General features: G+C 59.9%; 19 protein-coding genes and 2 tRNA genes. 3 read left to right on the forward strand and 18 right to left on the reverse strand.

The window, feature by feature from the left end; genetic code table 11:
• Positions 1 to 6 precede the first annotated feature (6 nt).
• Both LMG28727_RS15810 and LMG28727_RS15815 read left to right on the forward strand, forming a co-directional pair.
• Positions 7 to 1,137, forward strand: coding sequence for an acyl-CoA dehydrogenase family protein (locus LMG28727_RS15810; RefSeq protein WP_201643263.1), 1,131 nt, complete (start codon positions 7 to 9; stop codon positions 1,135 to 1,137).
• Between the two features lie 138 nt (positions 1,138 to 1,275).
• Complete coding sequence (locus tag LMG28727_RS15815) at positions 1,276 to 2,856, forward strand: aspartate:alanine exchanger family transporter (RefSeq protein WP_201643264.1); 1,581 nt, start codon at positions 1,276 to 1,278, stop codon at positions 2,854 to 2,856.
• A 66-nt stretch (positions 2,857 to 2,922) separates the two neighbouring features.
• Here the strand turns inward: LMG28727_RS15815 and LMG28727_RS15820 are convergent, their stop codons facing one another.
• From LMG28727_RS15820 to LMG28727_RS15895, 16 genes are all read right to left on the reverse strand, one after another.
• On the reverse strand, positions 2,923 to 3,654 hold the full coding sequence (locus LMG28727_RS15820) for a methyltransferase domain-containing protein (protein ID WP_201643265.1): 732 nt from the start codon (positions 3,652 to 3,654) through the stop codon (positions 2,923 to 2,925).
• 430 nt (positions 3,655 to 4,084) lie between these two features.
• Positions 4,085 to 4,161 (reverse strand) — tRNA-Pro (locus tag LMG28727_RS15825).
• Positions 4,162 to 4,222: 61 nt separating this feature from the next.
• Entirely contained in the window at positions 4,223 to 4,639 is a 417-nt protein-coding gene (locus LMG28727_RS15830) for a MerR family transcriptional regulator (protein ID WP_201643266.1), read from the reverse strand.
• Positions 4,640 to 4,685: 46 nt separating this feature from the next.
• Positions 4,686 to 5,096 (reverse strand): integration host factor subunit alpha, encoded by a 411-nt coding sequence (locus LMG28727_RS15835; RefSeq protein ID WP_074764652.1) that lies wholly within the window; start codon positions 5,094 to 5,096, stop codon positions 4,686 to 4,688.
• 69 nt (positions 5,097 to 5,165) lie between these two features.
• Positions 5,166 to 7,601, reverse strand: a complete 2,436-nt coding sequence (gene pheT / locus LMG28727_RS15840; RefSeq protein ID WP_201643267.1) for a phenylalanine--tRNA ligase subunit beta — start codon at positions 7,599 to 7,601, stop codon at positions 5,166 to 5,168.
• 154 nt (positions 7,602 to 7,755) lie between these two features.
• Entirely contained in the window at positions 7,756 to 8,769 is a 1,014-nt protein-coding gene (pheS, locus tag LMG28727_RS15845) for a phenylalanine--tRNA ligase subunit alpha (protein ID WP_201643268.1), read from the reverse strand.
• Between the two features lie 158 nt (positions 8,770 to 8,927).
• Complete coding sequence (gene rplT, locus LMG28727_RS15850; protein ID WP_006052502.1) at positions 8,928 to 9,287, reverse strand: 50S ribosomal protein L20; 360 nt, start codon at positions 9,285 to 9,287, stop codon at positions 8,928 to 8,930.
• Between the two features lie 29 nt (positions 9,288 to 9,316).
• Entirely contained in the window at positions 9,317 to 9,514 is a 198-nt protein-coding gene (gene rpmI, locus LMG28727_RS15855; protein ID WP_012433738.1) for a 50S ribosomal protein L35, read from the reverse strand.
• A gap of 243 nt (positions 9,515 to 9,757) precedes the next feature.
• Positions 9,758 to 10,282, reverse strand: a complete 525-nt coding sequence (gene infC, locus LMG28727_RS15860) for a translation initiation factor IF-3 (RefSeq protein ID WP_075643546.1) — start codon at positions 10,280 to 10,282, stop codon at positions 9,758 to 9,760.
• Positions 10,283 to 10,330: 48 nt separating this feature from the next.
• Positions 10,331 to 12,238 (reverse strand): threonine--tRNA ligase, encoded by a 1,908-nt coding sequence (gene thrS / locus LMG28727_RS15865; RefSeq protein ID WP_201643269.1) that lies wholly within the window; start codon positions 12,236 to 12,238, stop codon positions 10,331 to 10,333.
• Between the two features lie 252 nt (positions 12,239 to 12,490).
• Positions 12,491 to 12,567, reverse strand: a tRNA-Val gene (locus LMG28727_RS15870).
• Positions 12,568 to 12,712: 145 nt separating this feature from the next.
• Positions 12,713 to 14,956, reverse strand: coding sequence for a RelA/SpoT family protein (locus tag LMG28727_RS15875; protein WP_201643270.1), 2,244 nt, complete (start codon positions 14,954 to 14,956; stop codon positions 12,713 to 12,715).
• 63 nt (positions 14,957 to 15,019) lie between these two features.
• A complete protein-coding gene (locus tag LMG28727_RS15880) occupies positions 15,020 to 15,370 on the reverse strand; it encodes a RidA family protein (RefSeq protein WP_201643271.1) in 351 nt (116 codons plus the stop codon).
• 101 nt (positions 15,371 to 15,471) lie between these two features.
• Entirely contained in the window at positions 15,472 to 16,368 is an 897-nt protein-coding gene (locus tag LMG28727_RS15885) for an alpha/beta fold hydrolase (protein ID WP_201643272.1), read from the reverse strand.
• A gap of 332 nt (positions 16,369 to 16,700) precedes the next feature.
• Positions 16,701 to 17,342 carry a CoA transferase subunit B gene (locus LMG28727_RS15890; RefSeq protein ID WP_201643273.1) on the reverse strand — a complete coding sequence of 214 codons (642 nt, stop codon included), beginning with the start codon at positions 17,340 to 17,342 and terminating at the stop codon, positions 16,701 to 16,703.
• Positions 17,343 to 17,344: 2 nt separating this feature from the next.
• Positions 17,345 to 18,049, reverse strand: a complete 705-nt coding sequence (locus LMG28727_RS15895) for a CoA transferase subunit A (RefSeq protein ID WP_074764675.1) — start codon at positions 18,047 to 18,049, stop codon at positions 17,345 to 17,347.
• A 242-nt stretch (positions 18,050 to 18,291) separates the two neighbouring features.
• Between LMG28727_RS15895 and LMG28727_RS15900 the strand changes: the two genes are divergently transcribed.
• Positions 18,292 to 18,837 (forward strand): LuxR C-terminal-related transcriptional regulator, encoded by a 546-nt coding sequence (locus LMG28727_RS15900; protein ID WP_201643274.1) that lies wholly within the window; start codon positions 18,292 to 18,294, stop codon positions 18,835 to 18,837.
• A gap of 18 nt (positions 18,838 to 18,855) precedes the next feature.
• Here the strand turns inward: LMG28727_RS15900 and LMG28727_RS15905 are convergent, their stop codons facing one another.
• Entirely contained in the window at positions 18,856 to 19,287 is a 432-nt protein-coding gene (locus tag LMG28727_RS15905; RefSeq protein WP_201643275.1) for an acyl-CoA thioesterase, read from the reverse strand.
• A 120-nt stretch (positions 19,288 to 19,407) separates the two neighbouring features.
• On the reverse strand, positions 19,408 to 20,184 hold the full coding sequence (locus tag LMG28727_RS15910) for an SDR family oxidoreductase (RefSeq protein ID WP_074764681.1): 777 nt from the start codon (positions 20,182 to 20,184) through the stop codon (positions 19,408 to 19,410).
• Between the last annotated feature and the right edge of the window lie 26 nt (positions 20,185 to 20,210).

Genomic DNA, 20,210 nt, shown 5'->3' on the forward strand with positions numbered 1-20,210 from the left:
CATGTCATGAATTTCCAGCACACCGAAGACCGCCGCATGCTGGCGGACACGCTCAACCGTTTTATCAGCGAGCAATATGGCTTCGAGACGCGCGACCGGATTGCGCAATCGGCGCCGGGCTTCAGCCGTGAACTGTGGGGCCGCTTTGCGGAACTCGGCATTATCGGTGCATTGTTCGATGAAGCCGATGGAGGCTTTGGCGGCGGCGGTTTCGATATCAGCGTCGTGTTCGAAAGCCTCGGCCGTGGTCTCGTCGTCGAACCCTTTCTCGATACGCTGATTGTCGGACGGGCTATCGCGAAGAGCGGCGCAGACGCGCAGAAAGCGCTGCTGGGCGAATTGATCGACGGTTCAAAAATCGTTGCGCTCGCGCACGGCGAGCCGGACAGTCACTATGAACTCGCCCGCGTCACCACACGCGCGCAACGCCATGGTGAAACGTGGCAACTTCACGGCGCGAAGGCGGTGGTTCAGCACGGCGAGCACGCGTCCCTCTTTCTCATGTCCGCACGCACGAGCGGCGCTGACGATGCGCAGCACGGCATCACGCTCTTTCTCGTGCCCCGCGACGCGGCGGGCGTGAATGTGCGTGGTTATCGCAAGATAGACGGCGGGCGTGCAGCCGAAGTCACATTCGACAACGTGACGCTCGACGACGACGCTGTGCTCGGCATAGTCGACGAAGGCCTGGCGACGCTCGAATACGCGATTGGCTGCGGTGTACTGGCCTTGTGTGCCGAGGCCGTCGGCGCGATGGATGTGGCCAGAGATTACACGCTGGAGTACCTGCGCACGCGCAAACAGTTCGGCGTACCGATCGGCAGTTTCCAGGCGCTGCAACACAGAATGGCCGACATGTCGCTCGAAATTGAACAGGCACGCTCTGCGGTCATCAATGCGGCCGCGGCGCTGGGCGCCGAACGCAAGGTGCGGGAACGTGCGGTGTCGGCGGCGAAATTCAGCATTGGCAGAATCGGCGCGTTGGTCGCGGAGGAATGCATTCAACTGCATGGCGGAATCGGCATGACGTGGGAATTGCCGCTCGCCCATTACGCGAAGCGTCTGGTGATGATCGATCATGAACTCGGCGATGAAGATCATCATCTTGAAAGATTCATTGCGCTCGGAGCCGATTAAGTCGATTTAAACGGATTCTGTTAGATTCATGCGGGAGACCGGCCTTGCAGACGCCGCTCTCCCGCATTTTGCGTTTATAGCGCCGTAGCAAGAGATAGATCAGCACGAGTCGAAGTCTGCCCCTGCAGCGGAGGAAACATGGATTTCCTGAAGACGCTACTCGAACATCAGCCTTTGATGACGCTGTTCCTCACCATCGCGATTGGCTATTTCGTCGGTGAAATCAATATCAAGGGGTTCTCGCTTGGGGTCGGCGCAGTGCTATTCGTCGCGCTCGCGGCCGGCTGGTTTGCACCGAAATCCGCACCGGCCCCGATGGTCGGCACACTCGGACTTTCGCTGTTCCTGTACACCGTCGGCGTTCAATACGGCGCGCAGTTTTTCCTCGGACTCACCAGCGCGGCAGGAAGACGCGCGAATCTGCTCGCACTGATCGGCGTATTGTGCGCGGGCGCGACGAGCGTCGCGATCCAGAGAGTCATGCAGATCAATCCCGGCTATGCGCTCGGTCTCTTCTCAGGCGCAGGCACCAGCACAGCTGCATTGCAAGCTGCCATCGCAGCACTCGGTAACGATGACGCAGCGGTAGGTTATTCGGTTTCCTATCCATTTGGCGTCGCCGGGCCGATTCTGCTGCTTTATCTGGCGTTCCTGATGCGTCCGCAGAAGATCGCGACAACCGCGAACGCCGGACTCGACATTCTCGAAATCGCGCTGCGTAACCCGGCGTTTTGCGGCAAGACGCTGGCCGAAGCACTCACGGGATTGCCCGCGAACGTGCGGATCGTCGCCGTGCGCAGCGCTCACCACAATGCGCCTGCGTCACCCGAACTCGTGCTGGCGGAGAACGATGTCGTACTCGCTGTCAGCCCCGACAGCGCAGCGCTCGCGGAGACTCGCAAGAGCCTCGGCGAAGCGGCGCCCGGGCGCGTGCTGCGTGATCGTGGCGACCTCGATTATCTGCGGGTATTCGCTTCGCGCGCCACGGTGGTGGGCCGTCAGCTTGGCGAGCTTGAATTGCCGGATGGCGCGATCGTGGCACACGTACGGCGTGGCGATGCGGACATCATGCCGAATCCGGAATTCGTCCTTGAGTACGGCGACCGGGTGGGCCTGCTTACCGGACGCGCGACGTTCCCCGCACTGCGCACCTTCTTTGGCGATTCGATTAAGGGCACCGCTGAATTCAGCTATGTGTCGGTGGGACTCGGTATGGCGCTGGGGTTCCTGGTCGGCGCCGTCCAGATTCCTTTGCCGGGTATTGGCAAGCTCGCGCTGGGCTTGTGCGGGGTGCTGATCGTAGCGCTCGTACTTGGAAAATTGCGCCATACGGGCGGCGTCCACTGGACTATGCCGCTGCCTGCCAATCTGGTAATGCGCAATCTCGGACTGACGATTTTTCTGGCGCAAGTGGGCATGTCGTCGGGGCCGAGGTTCGCGGCTACGGTCTCGCAAACCGGCTTACTGATGCTCGGACTCGGCGCGATCGTGCTGATTGCACTGGTGCTGCCGATTCTGATTCTCGGGTTGCTCGTGTACCGGCTTCCGTTCGATGAAGTGGCCGGCATCGTCACGGGCGCTTGTGGCAATCCGGCGATCCTTGCATTTGCTAACAAGCTCACGCCGACAGACAAGCCCGATATCGGTTACGCGATGATCTTTCCGGCTATGACGATCGTGAAGATCCTGTTTGTGGATATTCTGCCGGCGTTCTGGTGAGGTGTGCGGTGCGTTTTCACGGGCTTTGCAACTTTGCAAACGCAACGTGTGCGCACCGCTCGCCGATTAGCGATGGGCTAGCCAGAATACGTCTTGATGGTTGTCCCACGCGCCTGGACTGAACTTCAGGATGCGATAACCGAGCTCATCGGCCTGCTCCACCATCCAGGCGTGAGGAATCAGCGACACACCGTATGACCTGCCAATATAGTCGACTGTCTTTTTTTCGAACGGCTGATCCGGCGTGTAGTTTGCGAACCCGTATGAGCCCATTGAGTACGCTGTGAGAAGAGCCGTTTTGTCTCCTGGCGCAACCTCGAACCAGCCGCCTGAAGACAGCATTTCATGAGCACGCACGCCGTGCGTCGTCACCACGGCAACACCATCGGCCGATAACTTCGCGAGGAAATTCTCGAGTACCGTGCGTGCGTTGCTCTCCGATAGATGCGTTAGAAGAGAACCCATCAAGCCGATATCAAATTCGCCCGCGGGGATAGTGCGAAATTCATTAACCGGATCGGCGACGTAATGGCCGGTCACGCCGAAGGTTCTGGTCGTGTAATCGACAGCCGGAATCATGATGTCTGCGACTTCTATCCGACTCGGATCGAAGTGTTTGACAAGCTGGCGTGTGACTCTGCCGTAACCGCACGGGAGTTCCAGGACGCGGCGTGTCGATCTCCCGACCAACCCCGCGGCCTGCTCGGCAAAGCCGGCGAACTGGTTGCCACACTTTTCGTAGTGCTCCAGCGAGCCTGTGTACATGTCGTCGTCAGGGTGAATCTCTGCGGACTGCATTGAGGCCTCCGTCGGTTTGCCGGAAAGGATTGGTTATGTTACGCGATCGGCATGCGGCGGAGGGGATTGGCGCAATGGGGCTTTATACGGCTGACGCGCTGGTGTGTTTCTCACGGTTACGCATGGCGCAGTGCAACGCGTTTAAACCGTCGCGCGTCACCGCATCGTTTTCAGGGCGACGGCCTTTTCCCTGTCAAAGACCGTGCGCAACTGCCTAGCTGGGAAGTGGCAATCTGCTTGAACACCGCGCGTCGAATCGCACGACGCTACAACACACCGTCTGAGAAAGAAGGGATTGGCATTGGGCAGCGGTTACGTTGCCACGCATGATTCAGATGCCAGAATAGCGGAGCCGTAAACGAGAAAACCCGGCAAACCTGATCAACATTGGGTTACCAATACTGATTGAGCTTACCGGGTTTTATGTCTTTGGTCGGGGCGAGAGGATTTGAACCTCCGACCACACGCCCCCCAGGCGTGTGCGCTACCAGGCTGCGCTACGCCCCGAATAGAGAAAAATTATAACAGACACTTCATTCGATTTGAACCATCTCATACGAACAAAGCGTCAGTGGTCCAGCAAATTGATGACCTGCAGCAATTCCTTGCGCAATTGCTCAACGTCGACGGCGGCAGTTGTAGTGACAGGCACTTGCGCGGCAACTGCGTCCTCGCCTTCGTCGACCGAAGCACCCGCACCACCATGCGCGCCCCCGCCATGCGAATCGAGCCGGTTACGCGCACCGTTGATCGTGAAACCCTGTTCATACAGCAACTCACGAATCCGCCGGATCAACAGCACCTCATGATGCTGGTAATACCGGCGATTGCCGCGTCGCTTGACCGGCCTCAACTGCGTGAACTCCTGCTCCCAGTAACGCAACACATGCGGTTTGACGCCGCATAGTTCGCTGACCTCACCAATCGTGAAGTAGCGCTTCGCCGGAATCGGAGGCAAGACGACTTTTTCGATCGTCGCTGTCATCGTCAGTTAGCCGTCGTGGTGGGTTGCGCAGGGACGCGCCGGTCTATCAGCGCGTGAAGCTTGCCTCAGCGCCGTTCTCAACGAGCGCTTTCAGCTTTTGACTTGCATGAAACGTCACAACGCGACGCGCGGCGATTGGAATCGCTTCGCCGGTCTTCGGATTTCTGCCGGGACGCTGGGGCTTGTCACGCAACTGAAAGTTGCCGAACCCCGACAGCTTCACGCTGTCGCCACTCTCCAGCGCATCGCGAATCACCTCGAAAAACGCTTCGACCATGTCTTTCGCTTCCCGCTTGTTGAGCCCGACATTGTCGAACAGCAACTCGGCAAGTTCAGCTTTGGTCAGCGTCGGCGTTTCTGTGGAAACGACGGCGGGTGATGTCGGAATATCGCGAATCATGGCGCTGCGTTGCGCCGTAAGAAGGGCTTCGAAATCACTCGAGTTCATTTCATTCATATCTATCAAATGGCGCGCCAAGCAGAAAACAATGGATGCGGAAACAGCCGTGCAATTGTTAAATGCGGGTTATCCGCGCAACCGTGCGCCATATACTCGAGCCAGACGTTCCACCAGAGTTTGAATAGCCAGATCGACTGTTTCATCCTGAAGGGTTCCGCCAGTATCTTGCAAGGTCACACGGAACGCAAGGCTTTTCTCGTGAGCAGCCAGACCACCGGAAGTGTTTGATTTTGGACGGAATTCGTCGAAAAGCACCACCTTCTGGACGCTCTTGCAAGCCGCTTCCGACTGGGCCTTGTGAAGCTCGTCGAGCAATGCCTGAACCTCGATTTTCTGATCCACGACAACCGCAATATCACGGCGCACCGGCGGGAATTTTGAAACTTCCGACGGAATCGGCAATACCCGCTGCATTAATGCTTCGGCTTCGATTTCAAACAGAATCGGCGCATGCGGCAAATCATATTTCTGCATCCAGCGCGGATGCAATTCGCCAATCCAGCCTACTGCCTGGCCATTAACTTCAACGCGCGCGCTGCGTCCCGGATGCAATGCCGGATGCTCCGCTTTCACGAAACGGGCCACCGCCGGTGCCAGTACCGCTTCGAGGTCACCCTTCATATCGAAGTAGTCGACCGCGCGCGTCGACGCGCCCCACTGCTCGTCGAGCGCGGGACCGTACACGAGCGCACCGATCATCTTCGGCTGCGCGAAACCTTCGACCGTCAACTCGCCAGCTTTGATCGACGGATCGTGCAGGAACACGCGACCCGCTTCGAACACGCGCACGCGATCTGCCGCGCGGCGATTCAGGTTCGTACGCAGCACGTTGATCAGGCTGCCGAACAGCGTCGTACGCATCACCGACATCTGGCTTGCAATCGGATTCAGCAGACGCACCGGCTTGTCGTTGCCGGCGAAGTCCTGTTCCCACTCCGCGTCGACGAAACTGAAGTTCACCGTTTCCGCGTAATCGCGCGCGGCGAGCGCGTGACGGATCACGTGGATCGAGCGCTGCGTTTCGTTGGTCGCGAGCATTTCGCTGGTCGCGACCGGCGGACGCGCCGGGATCTTTTCGAAGCCGTAAATCCGCGCGACTTCTTCGATCAGGTCTTCTTCGATTTCGATGTCGAAGCGATACGACGGCGGCATCACCGAGAATGTGTCGCCATCGTGCTCGAACGTGAGACCGAGGCGCGTGAAAATCTGCGCGATTTCGTCGGCGTCGATCTTGATACCGATGATGCGGTTCGCGCGCGACACACGCATTTTCACGGGCTCGCGCTTCGGCACGTTGACGGTCTGGTCGTCGACCGGACCCGCCTCGCCGCCGCAGATATCGAGGATCAACTGCGTAATACGTTCGATGTGCTCGACAGTCGTCGCATAGTCAACGCCGCGCTCGAAGCGATGACCCGCATCGGTCGAGAAGTTGTATTTGCGCGAGCGGCCACGAATACTATCTGGCCACCAGAACGCGGCTTCGAGATAGATGTTGGTGGTGTCGAGCGTGACGGCCGTGCTGTCGCCGCCCATGATGCCCGCGAGACTTTCGATGTGCTGCTCGTCCGCGATCACGCCGACGGTTTCATCGAGCTCGACGGTGTTGCCGTTCAGCAGCTTGAGCGTTTCGCCCTTGCGGCCCCAGCGCACATCCATGCCGCCGTGGATCTTGTCGAGATCGAACACGTGCGACGGACGGCCCAGTTCGAGCATCACATAGTTGGAGATGTCGACGAGCGCGGAAATGCTGCGTTGCCCCGAGCGTTCGAGACGCTGCACCATCCATGCCGGCGACTTTGCGCGCGCGTTCACGCCGCGAATCACGCGACCCGAGAAGCGGCCGCACAGATCGGGTGCCGAGATTTTGACGGGCAGTATTTCGTTGAGCGTGACTTGAGCCGGCTTGATTTCCAGCGGACGCAACGGCGCGCCCGTGATCGCCGACGTCTCGCGCGCGACACCGAATACCGACAGACAATCCGCCTTGTTCGGCGTCAACTTGATTTCGAAAACCGTGTCGTCGAGATTCAGCGTCTCGCGGATATCCTGGCCGATCGGCGTATCTTCCGGCAGGATCATCAGCCCGCTATGATCTTCCGACAGCTTCAGTTCGCGTGCCGAGCACAACATGCCCTGGCTTTCCACGCCGCGCAGCTTCGAAAGCTTGATCGCGAACGGTGCGCCGCCCTCTTCGGCCGGCGGCAATTGCGCGCCCACCAACGCGACCGGCACCTTGATGCCCGGCGCCACATTCGGCGCGCCGCACACGATGTTCAGCGTGGCGCCCGTGCCGGCGTTGACCTGACACACGTTGAGTTTGTCCGCGTCCGGGTGCTTGACGACTTCCAGCACCTGGCCGACGACGATCTTCGTGGTCGGCGGCGCAGCCGGCCGCAGGTCTTCGACTTCGAGACCGGCCATCGTCAACGCGTGCGACAGTTCATCGGTCGTAAGTGTCGGATCGACAAAGGTTCTCAGCCAGGATTCCGGGAATTGCATGGTTCTGTGTACGTTCTGATCAGGTTAGGTCCACGTCCGGCGGCGGCTTCCTGCAACTCGGTGTTCGTGAGATTGCAAACCACTGCCGGGGACGCTGGCGGCACGCATCGAATCCGTGCCGCGCTCTATGCTTGTCGCGTTCGACCGCGCAGGTTCACGCGAATTGACGCAGGAAACGCAGGTCGTTTTCGAAGAACAGACGCAGGTCTTGCACGCCGTAACGCAACATCGTGAGGCGCTCGAGGCCGCTGCCGAAAGCAAAGCCGATGTAACGCTCAGGGTCGAGGCCCATGTTGCGGATCACCGTGGGGTGAACCTGGCCCGAGCCCGAAATTTCAAGCCACTTCCCGGCGTTCTTGCCCGTTTCGAACAACATGTCGATTTCAGCCGACGGTTCGGTGAACGGGAAATACGACGGACGGAAGCGCACCTGAATGTCGTCGCGTTCGAAGAATTTCTTGAGGAAGTCGGAGTAGACGCCCTTCAGATCCGCAAAGCTGATGTTCTCGTCGATCCACAGGCCTTCGACCTGGTTGAACATCGGCGAATGCGTTGCGTCGCTGTCCACACGGTACGTGCGACCCGGCACGATCACCTTGATAGGCGGCGTGTTGGTACGCGCGTAGCGCACCTGCATCGGGCTGGTATGCGTGCGCAGCAGCAGTTGACGGCCGTCGGCATCTTTGCCGTCGACGTAGAAGGTGTCCTGCATCGAACGCGCCGGATGGTTTTCCGGGCTGTTCAGCGAGGTGAAGTTGTACCAGTCGGTTTCGATTTCGGGGCCGTCGGCCACGTCGAATCCGATCGACCGGAAAATCTGTTCGACGCGCTCCCACGTGCGCATCACCGGGTGCAGGCTGCCTGCGCCGGTGCCGCGGCCCGGTAACGTGACGTCGATGGCTTCAGCGGCAAGGCGCTGATTCAGCAACGCGTCGGCGAGTGCCTGACGGCGGCCCGTCAAAGCGGCTTCCACTTGTTGCTTGACGAGGTTGATCCGAGCGCCTTCGGTCTTGCGCGTTTCGGGATCGAGTTTGCCAAGGCCCTTCAATAGCTCGGTCAGCGCACCCGATTTGCCAAGAAAGCGTGCTTTCTCGTTCTCGAGGGTGGTGACGTCGGAGGCTTCTGCGAAGGCTTTTTGCGCGTCGGCGACAATCTGGTCCAGATCCATTGATCCCATCATTTCAACGTCAGTGTTCAATCGAAGCAAAACTGGTTCTACCAACAAAAACGGGGCTCGGTGAGGAGCCCCGTTTTTGCTGCAGCGTCACCGAGACTACCGGATGTTCGCTGCAACGAACCACGCAGTTTTAATTGCCAGAAGCGCAATCAGGCTGCAACGGCGGCTTTCACCTGCTGAACGATCGCAGCAAAAGCAGCCTTGTCGAACACAGCCATGTCGGCCAGCACCTTGCGGTCGAGTTCGATCGAAGCCTTCTTCAGGCCGTTGATGAACACGCTGTACGTCATGTCGTGCTGACGCACCGCCGCGTTAATACGCGTGATCCACAATGCACGGAACACACGCTTCTTGTTGCGGCGATCGCGGTAGGCGTATTGGCCTGCGCGCATGACCGCCTGCTTGGCGATGCGATAGACGTTATTGCGACGGCCGCGGTAACCCTTGGCCAGCTTGATGATCTTCTTGTGACGGGCCCGTGCGGTAACCCCACGTTTTACTCGAGGCATATCTTGCTCCTATGAGTTTCAGTTAAGGGTTAAGCGAACGGCAGCATTGCGCGCACGGAGTTCATATCTGCATCATGAACTGCCGTCGAACCGCGCAAATGGCGTTTGTTCTTGGTGGTCTTCTTGGTAAGAATGTGACGCTTGAAGGCCTGACCGCGCTTGACGGTACCGCCCGGACGCACCACGAAGCGCTTTGCAGCACTCTTCTTGGTCTTCATCTTCGGCATGACAACTCCATTATTAGATGGATATGGGTGTGCGGTCGGCCTGATGGCCATTACCCGCCCTTCGAAACCCATTCCACTTGGTATGCAGACCGCCAATCCTGCCAACGGCCGCTTTTCGGGAAAAGCGCCTGAATACACACCTTTCCGAAACCTGCTGATACCGCGCCGGACACCCGGCACAGCATCACTTCAAACTTTAGCCGCCTGAGCGCGCACCGCCCGGCGCGCCGCTGCTCTGGCTGCTTACTTCTTTTTCTTCGGAGCGAGCACCATGATCATCTGGCGCCCTTCCATTTTCGGCATTTGCTCGACCTGACCGACTTCATCGAGATCCGTGCGCAAGCGTTCGAGCATGCGCATACCGATTTCCTGGTGGGCCATTTCGCGGCCACGGAAACGCAACGTGATTTTCGTCTTGTCGCCGTCGTCGAGGAAGCGGATGAGGTTGCGCAGCTTGACGTTGTAGTCACCGTCGTCGGTGCCCGGGCGGAATTTGACTTCCTTAACCTGGACGACCTTCTGCTTGAGCTTGGCCTCGTGTTGTTTCTTCGCTTCCGAGTACTTGAACTTGCCGTAGTCCATCAAGCGGCAAACCGGCGGAACCGCTTGCGGAGCGATTTCGACCAGATCCACATCTTGCTGTTCCGACATGCGGAACGCATCAGCGAGTTTCACGATGCCGAGCGGTTCGTTCTCGACGCCGACCAGACGCACCTCGGGTGCCGTAATTTCACCGTTGATGCGGTGCGCAGACTTATCAGTAGCGATGTTACGTTTCCTCTAAAAATTAAAAAAACGAGCCGGGCTGCAAGTGGCTCACTTGAACGACTGCACGTCCTGGCGCAGACGCTCAATGAAGGAGTCGAGGGGCATGACACCCATATCGACACCACCACGGGCACGCACGGCTACCGTTTGGGCTTCACGCTCTTTGTCGCCGACCACAAGCAGGTACGGCACCTTTTCCAGCGTGTGCTCGCGTATTTTATAGCTAATCTTCTCGTTGCGCAAATCGGCCTCAACTCTAACCCCTTGTTTTTGCAACGATTGGGCTAGAGACTGCGCATATTCGGTCTGACTTTCCGCGATATTCATCACGACAACCTGCATCGGCGCGAGCCACGACGGCATTGCACCAGCATGGTGCTCGATCAGAATACCAAGGAAACGCTCCATGGAACCGACGATTGCACGGTGCAACATGATCGGACGACGGCGGCTGTTGTCTTCGGCTACGTATTCGGCGCCCAGACGCTCCGGCAGTACCATGTCGAGCTGCAACGTGCCGCACTGCCACGAGCGGCCGAGCGCGTCCTTGATGTGGTACTCGACCTTCGGGCCGTAGAACGCACCCTCGCCCGGCAACTCTTCCCACGTCACACCGCAAGCCGTGAGCGCTTCACGCAAGCCCTGCTCCGCGCGATCCCACGTTTCGTCCGTACCGGCACGAGCGTCGGGGCGCAACGACAGCTTGATCTCGACATTGTCGAAGCCGAAGTCTTTGTAGACGCTCATCGCCAGCGTATTGAACGCAATCGATTCGCTGATGAACTGGTCTTCGGTACAGAAAATGTGCGCGTCGTCCTGAACGAAACCCCGCACGCGCATCAGGCCATGAAGCGCACCCGACGACTCATTACGGTGGCACGAGCCGAACTCCGCGTAACGCAGCGGCAGATCGCGATACGAACGCAAACCATGGTTGAACACCTGCACGTGACCCGGGCAGTTCATCGGCTTGATCGCGTAGTCGCGTTTTTCCGATTCCGTCGTGAACATGTTTTCACGATAGTTCTGCCAGTGGCCCGACGCTTCCCACAGCGAGCGGTCCATGATCATCGGCGTCTTGATTTCGAGGTACCCAGCGTCATTCACGCGACGGCGCATGTATTGCTCGACCTGCTGCCACAACGTCCAGCCACGCGGATGCCAGAACACCATGCCCGGCGATTCGTCCTGCATATGGAACAGGTCGAGTTGCTTGCCGAGCTTGCGGTGGTCGCGCTTCTCCGCTTCTTCGAGCATGTGCAGATACGCTTCCTGGTCTTCCTTCTTGGTCCAGGCCGTACCGTAGATGCGCTGCAACTGTTCGTTTTTTGAATCGCCGCGCCAGTACGCGCCCGCGACCTTCATCAGCTTGAAGACCTTCAGTTTGCCGGTGGACGGCACATGCGGCCCACGGCACAGATCGGTGAAGCCGCCGTGCGAGTACAGCTTGATATCGTCGCTGGACGGAATCGATTCGATGATCTCGGCCTTGTACTTTTCGCCGATGCTCTTGAAGTACTCCACCGCCTCTTCACGCGACACTACGCGACGTGAGACCGGCTCGTCTTTCTTCGCGAGTTCCTGCATGCGCTTTTCGATCTTCTCGAGATCTTCCGGCGTGAAGGGACGGTTGTACGCGAAGTCGTAGTAGAAGCCGTTGTCGATGACCGGGCCGATCGTGACCTGAGCTTCCGGATACAGATCCTTCACTGCGTACGCGAGCAAGTGCGCCGCGGAGTGACGGATGATATCGAGACCGTCTGCGTCTTTTTCAGTGACGATGGCGAGCGCCACGTCATGATCGATCAGAGCAGACGTATCGACCAGTTCACCGTCGATCTTGCCGCCGAGCGCGGCCTTTGCGAGACCGGGGCCAATCGAGGCCGCCACTTCGGCGACGGTCACCGGATGCTCGTACTGTCGAACAGAACCGTCAGGCAGACGTATCGAAACCATTGCGTTCTCCGTGGTGCCGACCGGCGGCGGCACATACAACCATCAAACAAGCCCAAAAAAAATGCGGCCCCGCTTTCGAGGGGCCGCATTCACATTTCCTGCAAACTACCTTGGCGAAAGTGGTCCTCGACTAGCGTCGCTCCGAAGTGGTCTCGGTCAACGTTCGCGGTGTCATAACCGTATTCGCCTTTTGCGCCAAAGGCGCTTACTGCAGTTTGCGAAACCCCGGCAAAACCGGAATTTCTCTTTCGTTGGTAGGCTCGATTGGACTCGAACCAACGACCCCCACCATGTCAAGGTGGTGCTCTAACCAGCTGAGCTACGAGCCTGAAGAAACGAGATTATATGGAGCGCTACACCGCTTGGCAAGTACTTTTATGCATCGACTTTAAATTTTCTACTCAACTCTCTGCTGCGAGTTCGTGCGCACGCCGCGCGTACGCGCGGCGGCACGAGCCACCTCGCGGCAACCCATCAATTCTTGCGCGACGCGCGCACCACGCCCGTAATTTCACCGAGCACCGTACACGCACGCTGAATCTGCGAAGCGCTCGACACCTCGACGGTAAATTGCATAAACGCGGCATTACGGCGTGATTGCGTCTTCACACCAATCACGTTCATCTTCTCGCGCGCGAACACTTCGGAGATATCGCGCAGCAGCCCCTGCCGGTCCGTTGCCTCGATGCTCAGATCGACGGGATAAACGGACTGGCCGCGGCCGCTCATCACGTCCGCCGACCACGCCGTTTGCAGCACACGCTCAGGCGCGCGATCGGCCATCCGCTGGAAGGTCGGGCAATCGCTGCGGTGAATCGACATGCCCTTGCCACGCGTGACGAAACCGCAAATATCGTCCGGAGGCGCCGGCCGGCAGCACCGCGCGAGTTGCGTGAGCAATGCGTCGACGCCGACGACCAGCACGCCCGTGGACGCACCGCGCGCCACACTTGCTCCGCTACTACGCTTCTCGAAATGCTCGGGTGCTTCGACCACCGGCTCGGGCGGCGGCGCATCATGCAACGCCTGCTCGACGAGACGCAGACTGAACTCTTCCTTGCCGACCACGGAGAACAGATCGTCGGTGGTCTTGAAGCCCAGCTTCGCGGCAAGCTGATCGAGATTGACCGATGTCTTGCCCTCGCGCTGCAAGGTCTTTTCGACCATCGCACGGCCGCTCGAGATGTGCTCCTGCACCTCGACCGCGTTAAACCACGCGCGCACCTTCTGCCGCGCGCGCGGACTGTGCAGATAGCCGAGTTGGGGGTTGAGCCAGTCGCGCGATGGACCACCCTCCCTCACCGCAACGATCTCGATCGTCTGACCGTTTTGCAACTGCGTGTTAAGCGGAACCATCGCGCCGTCCACGCGCGCGCCACGGCAGCGGTGCCCCAGTTCGCTATGCAGGTGATACGCGAAATCGACCGGCGTGGCGCCATGCGGCAACGGGATCACCCGCGCCTGCGGCGTCAGCACGTAGATGTGATCGTCGTCGAGCGTAGCCTGACGCAATTGCTCCCACGGCTGTGCCGCGCGCTGTTCGCCGTGCTCGCCTTCGGAGACTTCGTCTTTCCATGCGAGCAACTGACGCAGCCACGCAATCTTCTCGTCGTACTTCTCATTGGCCGTAACCTGACCACCGTAGCCACGCGAACCCGCTTCCTTGTAGCGCCAGTGAGCGGCGACACCGTATTCGGCGAACTGATGCATCTCCTGCGTACGGATCTGCACTTCGAACGCGCGACCGTCGTCGCCCACCACTACCGTGTGCAGCGACTTGTAGCCGTTCGGCTTGGGCCGCGAGATGTAGTCGTCGAATTCTCTCGGCACCGGTTGCCACAGGTTGTGCACGATGCCGAGCACGGTGTAGCAATCCTTGATGTCCGGCACGATCACGCGAAAGGCGCGCACATCGTACAGTTCGGCGAAATCCAGCTCTTTGCCGCGCATCTTGCGCCAGATGCTGTAGATATGTTTCGGCCGGCCGCTGACTTCCGCACGAATGTGTGCGGCAGCCAACTCCTGTTGCAGACGCTCGATAGCCTGCGCGACATAGCTCTCGCGCTCCACGCGCTTCTCGTCGAGCAGCTTGGCAATGCGCTTATAAGTCACCGGCTCTTCGAAGCGGAACGCGAGATCCTCGAGTTCCCACTTCAATTGCCAGATGCCCAGACGGTTCGCGAGCGGCGCGTAAATATCCAGCGTTTCGCGCGCCACGTCCGGCGACGGCATGATCTTCGCCGCCGCGTAATAACGCAGCGATTGCAAACGCGAAGCAAGGCGGATCAGCACCACGCGAATGTCCTGCGCGAACGCGAGCAACATCTTGCGCAGCGCCTCGACCTGCGCGCGGCGTGCGGCTTGCGCATCGCGCCCGGCCTCAGGCATCGCGTTCTGCGCGGCCCGCAGGCTGACTGTGCCGAGGCGCAACAACTTGCGCACGTCGCCGACCAGTTGCGCGATCTCTTCGCCGAAGTTGTCGGCAATCACACGCTCCGGGTCCTGCAAATGCGGCGTCAACGCGAACAACGCTGCCGCCAGCACCGCAGGCGGATCGACGTTGAGCGTGCGCATGATCGACGCCGTCCCCGCCGCGTGATCCGCCAGCAACTCGCCCGATGACAGCCGCACCTCTCCCGCATGCTTACGCACGAACGCCATCGCTTCGTCGAAAGAAGGAATGGGGTGAGGCGTGCTCGTAGCGATTTCGGTATTCATGGTGCGACGGCCCACCGGGCCAGACGAATCAACAGGGTTTCAATGACGACAACGGGGCGCAGCTTAGCGCTGCGCAGCGACCACGACGATTTCGACGAGGCACTTCGGGTTGGCCAGCTTTGCCTCGACGGTAGCGCGCGGCGGCGTGTTGCCTTGCGCGACCCACTCGTCCCACACAGCATTCATACCGGCAAAGTGCTCCATGTCCGCGATGTAGATCTGCACCGACAACAGATGCGCCTTGTCGCTGTTCACCTCGCCCAGCAGCCGGTCGATGTGGCCAAGCACTTCGCGCGTCTGACCCGTGATGTCCTGATCCGCGTCTTCGGCGATCTGACCCGCGAGGTATACGGTGCCGTTATGCACGGCGATTTCCGAGAGGCGCTTGTCAACGTAATGACGGATAACTGCCATGGTGAGTCCTGAATCTGGTTGAAAAATTAACGGGGATGCATTCCGCATGGCGCCCCGCCAGGGACGCCGCGCGAAACCGCATATTATGACGCGTCAGCGCTCTAACCGATAAAGAACTGCCGGGCGATGTCGATCTGATCGGCCGAGACAAACGCCGGCGCGTGCCCGACGCCGGCGATTTCGACGCTCGAAACAGCCTTGCCCGTTTCGACCATCTTCGTGACGGTTTCACGCGACAGCAGATCGGATTGCTCGCCGCGCACCACCAGCACCGGCCCTTGAAACGACGCGAGCGAGTGCCACAGCGCGGCCTCGCCGAGCTTCGCGGCGTCCTCGGTGATCGCGGTAAAAGGCTGTGCAATACGCGGGTCGTAACGGAACCGCCACGCACCGTCTTTCTCGTGCAGCAATGGCGTATTGATCTCACGCCACTCATCCGGCGAGAGCGGGCCGAACGTCTGCGCGAGCAATGCCGCGTAGTCGATACCTTGCTGAAGCGTTTCGAACTGGATGGGCTTGCCGAGATAATCGCCAATGCGTTGCACCGCCACCGGTTCCAGATGCGGGCCGACGTCGTTTAGCAGCAGCTTGCGAATTGGCGTATCTGGCAAACCGGCCAGCGCCATTCCGATGAGACCGCCCATTGAGGTGCCAAACCAGTCGACCGTTTCGACATTCAGACGCGCAATGAGCGTGACCATGTCGGCGACGTATTGCGGCACGCTATAGAAGTTGGGGTTGGCGAGCCACGAAGACAAGCCCCGCCCCGCTACATCCGGACAGATCACGCGGTACGTGCCCGCGAGTGCTTCAGCGACGCGATCGAAATCGCGCCCCGAACGGGTCAATCCGTGCACACAGAGAAGCACGCGCGGATTGTCAGGGTCGCCCCATTCGGTATAGGCGATGCGATGCAGGCCAGCGCCGCTCGCGCACTGCACATAACGCTGGCGCGGCGCGCGCTGGTCGACGGTGGAAGCGGATGTCATTGCGGTCATCTGGGTTCCTTGCAAAAGCGCTGCAAAATTGGCCTCGGCACAGCCGGGATCAAACTGGACAAAGCGGGACAATCTAACGGAACAGATAAGCACTCACTCTTCGAACGATTGTAAACCGCTTTGTCGCGCGACAAGGATCAGCCAAACGGCCTAGGACAGACCAGGACAACCTGGTCAGGCAACTCAGCCCGGAGGCAAAAGAAGCGTTTGCTGGCTCAAAAAACAAAACGGGCAAGACTCGCGTCTCGCCCGTTTAAGAACCAGTTTGCCGCCTTCCGTCACCGCTCACAACCAGGGAAACAGCGGCTGCGCAACGCCCGGCGGTTCCGCCATCAACTCACCGCGCTCACATCGAGCGGCGCGCCAGTCTTGGCCTTGATTTCCTCGACTGTCACGCCCGGTGCCAGTTCGGTCAGCTTCAAGCCGCCTTCGGTCACTTCGATCACGCCGAGGTCGGTAATGATCTGATCGACCACAGCCACGCCCGTCAGCGGCAACGTGCATTCTTCGAGAATCTTGTGCTGGTCGCCCTTCGCGACGTGCTCCATCAGCACGACCACGCGCTTGACGCCCGCGACCAGATCCATCGCGCCGCCCATGCCCTTGATCATCTTGCCGGGGATCATCCAGTTCGCCAGATCGCCCTTCTTGCTGATCTGCATCGCGCCCAGGATCGCCAGATTGATGTGGCCGCCGCGAATCATCGCGAACGAATCCGCCGACGAAAAAATCGACGAACCCGGCAGCGTGGTCACCGTCTGCTTGCCCGCGTTGATCAGGTCGGCGTCCACTTCCTCTTCGGTCGGCGACGGACCGATGCCGAGCAGGCCGTTTTCCGACTGCAGCCACACTTCGACACCGGCCGGCACGTGATTGGCCACCAGCGTCGGCAAGCCGATACCGAGGTTCACATAGAAACCGTCCTGCAATTCCTTCGCCGCGCGCGCGGCCATTTCGTCACGAGTCCATGCCATGATCAGTCTCCTTTCGCGCGGATAACGCGTTGTTCGATGCGTTTTTCCGGATGCGCATTCAGCACGATGCGCTGCACGAAGATGCCCGGCGTATGAATCGCGTCCGGATCGAGTTCGCCGACCTCCACGATCTCTTCGACTTCCGCGACCGTGATCTTGCCGGCCATCGCGCACATCGGGTTGAAGTTGCGCGCGGTGCGGCGGTAGATCAGGTTGCCCGACTTGTCGGCCTTCCACGCTTTCACGAGCGCGACGTCGGCGGTCAGCGAATGTTCGAGCACGTAGTGGTTTTCGCCGAACTGGCGGGTTTCCTTGCCCTCGGCGATCAGCGTGCCGTAGCCGGTATTGGTGAAGAATGCCGGAATGCCCGAGCCGCCCGCGCGCAGCTTCTCGGCGAGCGTGCCTTGCGGCGTGAATTCGAGTTCGAGTTCGCCGGCCAGATACTGGCGCTCGAACTCCTTGTTTTCGCCGACGTACGACGAAATCATTTTCTTGACCTGGCGCGTTTCGAGCAGCAGACCGAGGCCGAAACCGTCGACGCCCGCGTTGTTGCTGATGCAGGTAATGCCCTGCACCTTCGAATCGCGCAGCGCGCCGATCAGCGCCTCCGGAATGCCGCACAGCCCGAAGCCGCCGACGGCGAACGTCTGGCCGTCCTTGACGATGTCTTTCAGCGCCTCGGCGGCGCCTGGATAGACCTTGTTCATCAGTATGTCCCTTCCTTTATGGAAACCCGAATCCGGATCGTTGCAGCTCTTATGACGTTCTGCGGGCGACGCCCGACACGTCATTCTAGTCATCCGGGGCAGGCTGTGCGCTCAGGTTGCCTCAACCGTCACCCAATGCCCGCCATGGACGCTTTCGCTGCGTTGTCATGTGCCCGAAAGAGTACGCTGCGCGCCCCATACGGCACAATACGCAAAACTACATAAGTACTTGCCGCCGACCCATGCCCGCCCTGGATTACCGAACCGCGTTTCACCTCGCCCCGATCGGACTCGTGCTGTCGCGCGACCGCAAAATCGAAGACTGTAATGACGAACTGGCGTCGATCTTTGGCACCACGCGCGAGGCGCTGCTCGGGCAGTCGTTCCAGGTGCTGTATCCATCGGCGGACGAATTCGAGCGGATCGGCGCGCGAATTCCGCCCATCATGACTGCACAAGGCAGCTATGCGGACGACCGCATCATGAAGCGAGCCAACGGCGAATTATTCTGGTGCCACGTGACAGGACGCGCGCAGCAGCGCGCGGACGCGCACGCGGCGGGCGTCTGGACTTTCGAGGATTTGAGCGCAACGCGGCGCGTAGCGGTGGAATTGACGCCGCGCGAACGCGAGATCGCCGCGCAACTGGTGACGGGTAAAACCAGCAAGCAGATCGGCCGGGTGCTGGAGATCAGCCCGCGCACGGTCGACGTCTACCGCGCGCGGCTGATGCGTAAATACGATACGGGGAATGCGACCGAGTTGTTACAGCGGCTGCTCGGCAATTGATGCGCGGAATGCGCGGAATCAGGCCGCTTTGACCAGCGCCGCCCGCTCAATGGTCTCGCGCAGCCTGTCGGGCACCGGCACCGACTTGCCCGCCGCGTAATCGATCCACACGCAACGCGCCGCACCGCGCGCATAAACCGTGTCCGGGTCGTCGGCGCGCACCAGTTCGAAGCCCGTGTCGAAACTGCTGCGGCCCGGCGTGGCCACTGTCATCCGGCCGATCACGTCGCCGGGATAGTGCAGTTGCTTCAGAAACTCCATCGAGGCATTGACGATCACCGGCCCCTGCCCGTCCGCGTTGCTGGTGGCCATGCCCAGGTGCTCGAACCATGAAATCCGCACCTGTTCCATGTAGCGGAAATAGACCGTGTTGTTCACATGGCCGAAGGCATCCATGTCGCCCCAGCGGATCGGCATCGACATTTCGAAAACTGCGTGAAAATTGCTCATCGTACTTCCGTTCTTCTCGTTACTTTAGGGCCCTGAAACCATAACGCCGGCCCCTCCGCTATGAGAGGCCGGCGTCTGCGAAACATTTTCTGCGGCTCAGCGCAAAGGCGGGCGACGCGCTCAGGCAAGCCCGAAACCGTCGTCGGCGGCGATCACCGAGCCGTTGATGAACTGCGACTCGTCGGCCGCCAGCAACAGCAGCAGCCCGTCCAGATCGTCCGGCTTGCCGACCCGGTGACGCGGCAGCATCGATACCAGCTTTTGCCCCTGCTCGGTCGACCAGTGATGATGATTGATCTCGGTATCGATATAGCCGGGGCAGATTGCATTCACGTTGATGCCGTGCTTGCCCCACTCCAGCGCCATTGCCTTCGTCATATGGATGACGGCCGCCTTGCTCATCGAGTACAGGCCGATTTGCGGCAGCACGCGCAAACCCGCCATCGACGCAATATTGATGATCCGGTAAGACGGCTTTTGCGCGCCATTACCGCGCATGATCATGCGCTTGGCGACTTCCTGCGCGACGAAGAACGCACCGCGCGTATTGGTATCGAACACATATTCGAAGTCCGCAGGCGTGACTTCCGAGAGCTTCTGCGTAGTCGACACGCCCGAGTTGTTGACCAGAATGTCGATCGTGCCGGCCTCGGTTTCCGCATGCGCGACCGCCGACTTGATGCTCTGATAGTCGGTCACGTCGAGCGAAACGACGTGCGCCGCGCCGCCGGACGCCTCGATCTCGGCGCGCAATTCCTTCAGACGCTCCGTGCGGCGGCTCGCCAGCACGACCTTGGCGCCCGCCTGCGACAGCACCTGCGCAAAGCGTTTCCCCAACCCGCTCGACGCGCCGGTGATCAGCGCGACCTTGCCTTCCAGATTGATCGAACGGCCCATTGTCGTTCCTTGTTCGGTAGTAAAGA

Origin of the sequence: Paraburkholderia metrosideri, from assembly GCF_904848625.1 — a bacterium.
Lineage (GTDB): Bacteria > Pseudomonadota > Gammaproteobacteria > Burkholderiales > Burkholderiaceae > Paraburkholderia > Paraburkholderia metrosideri.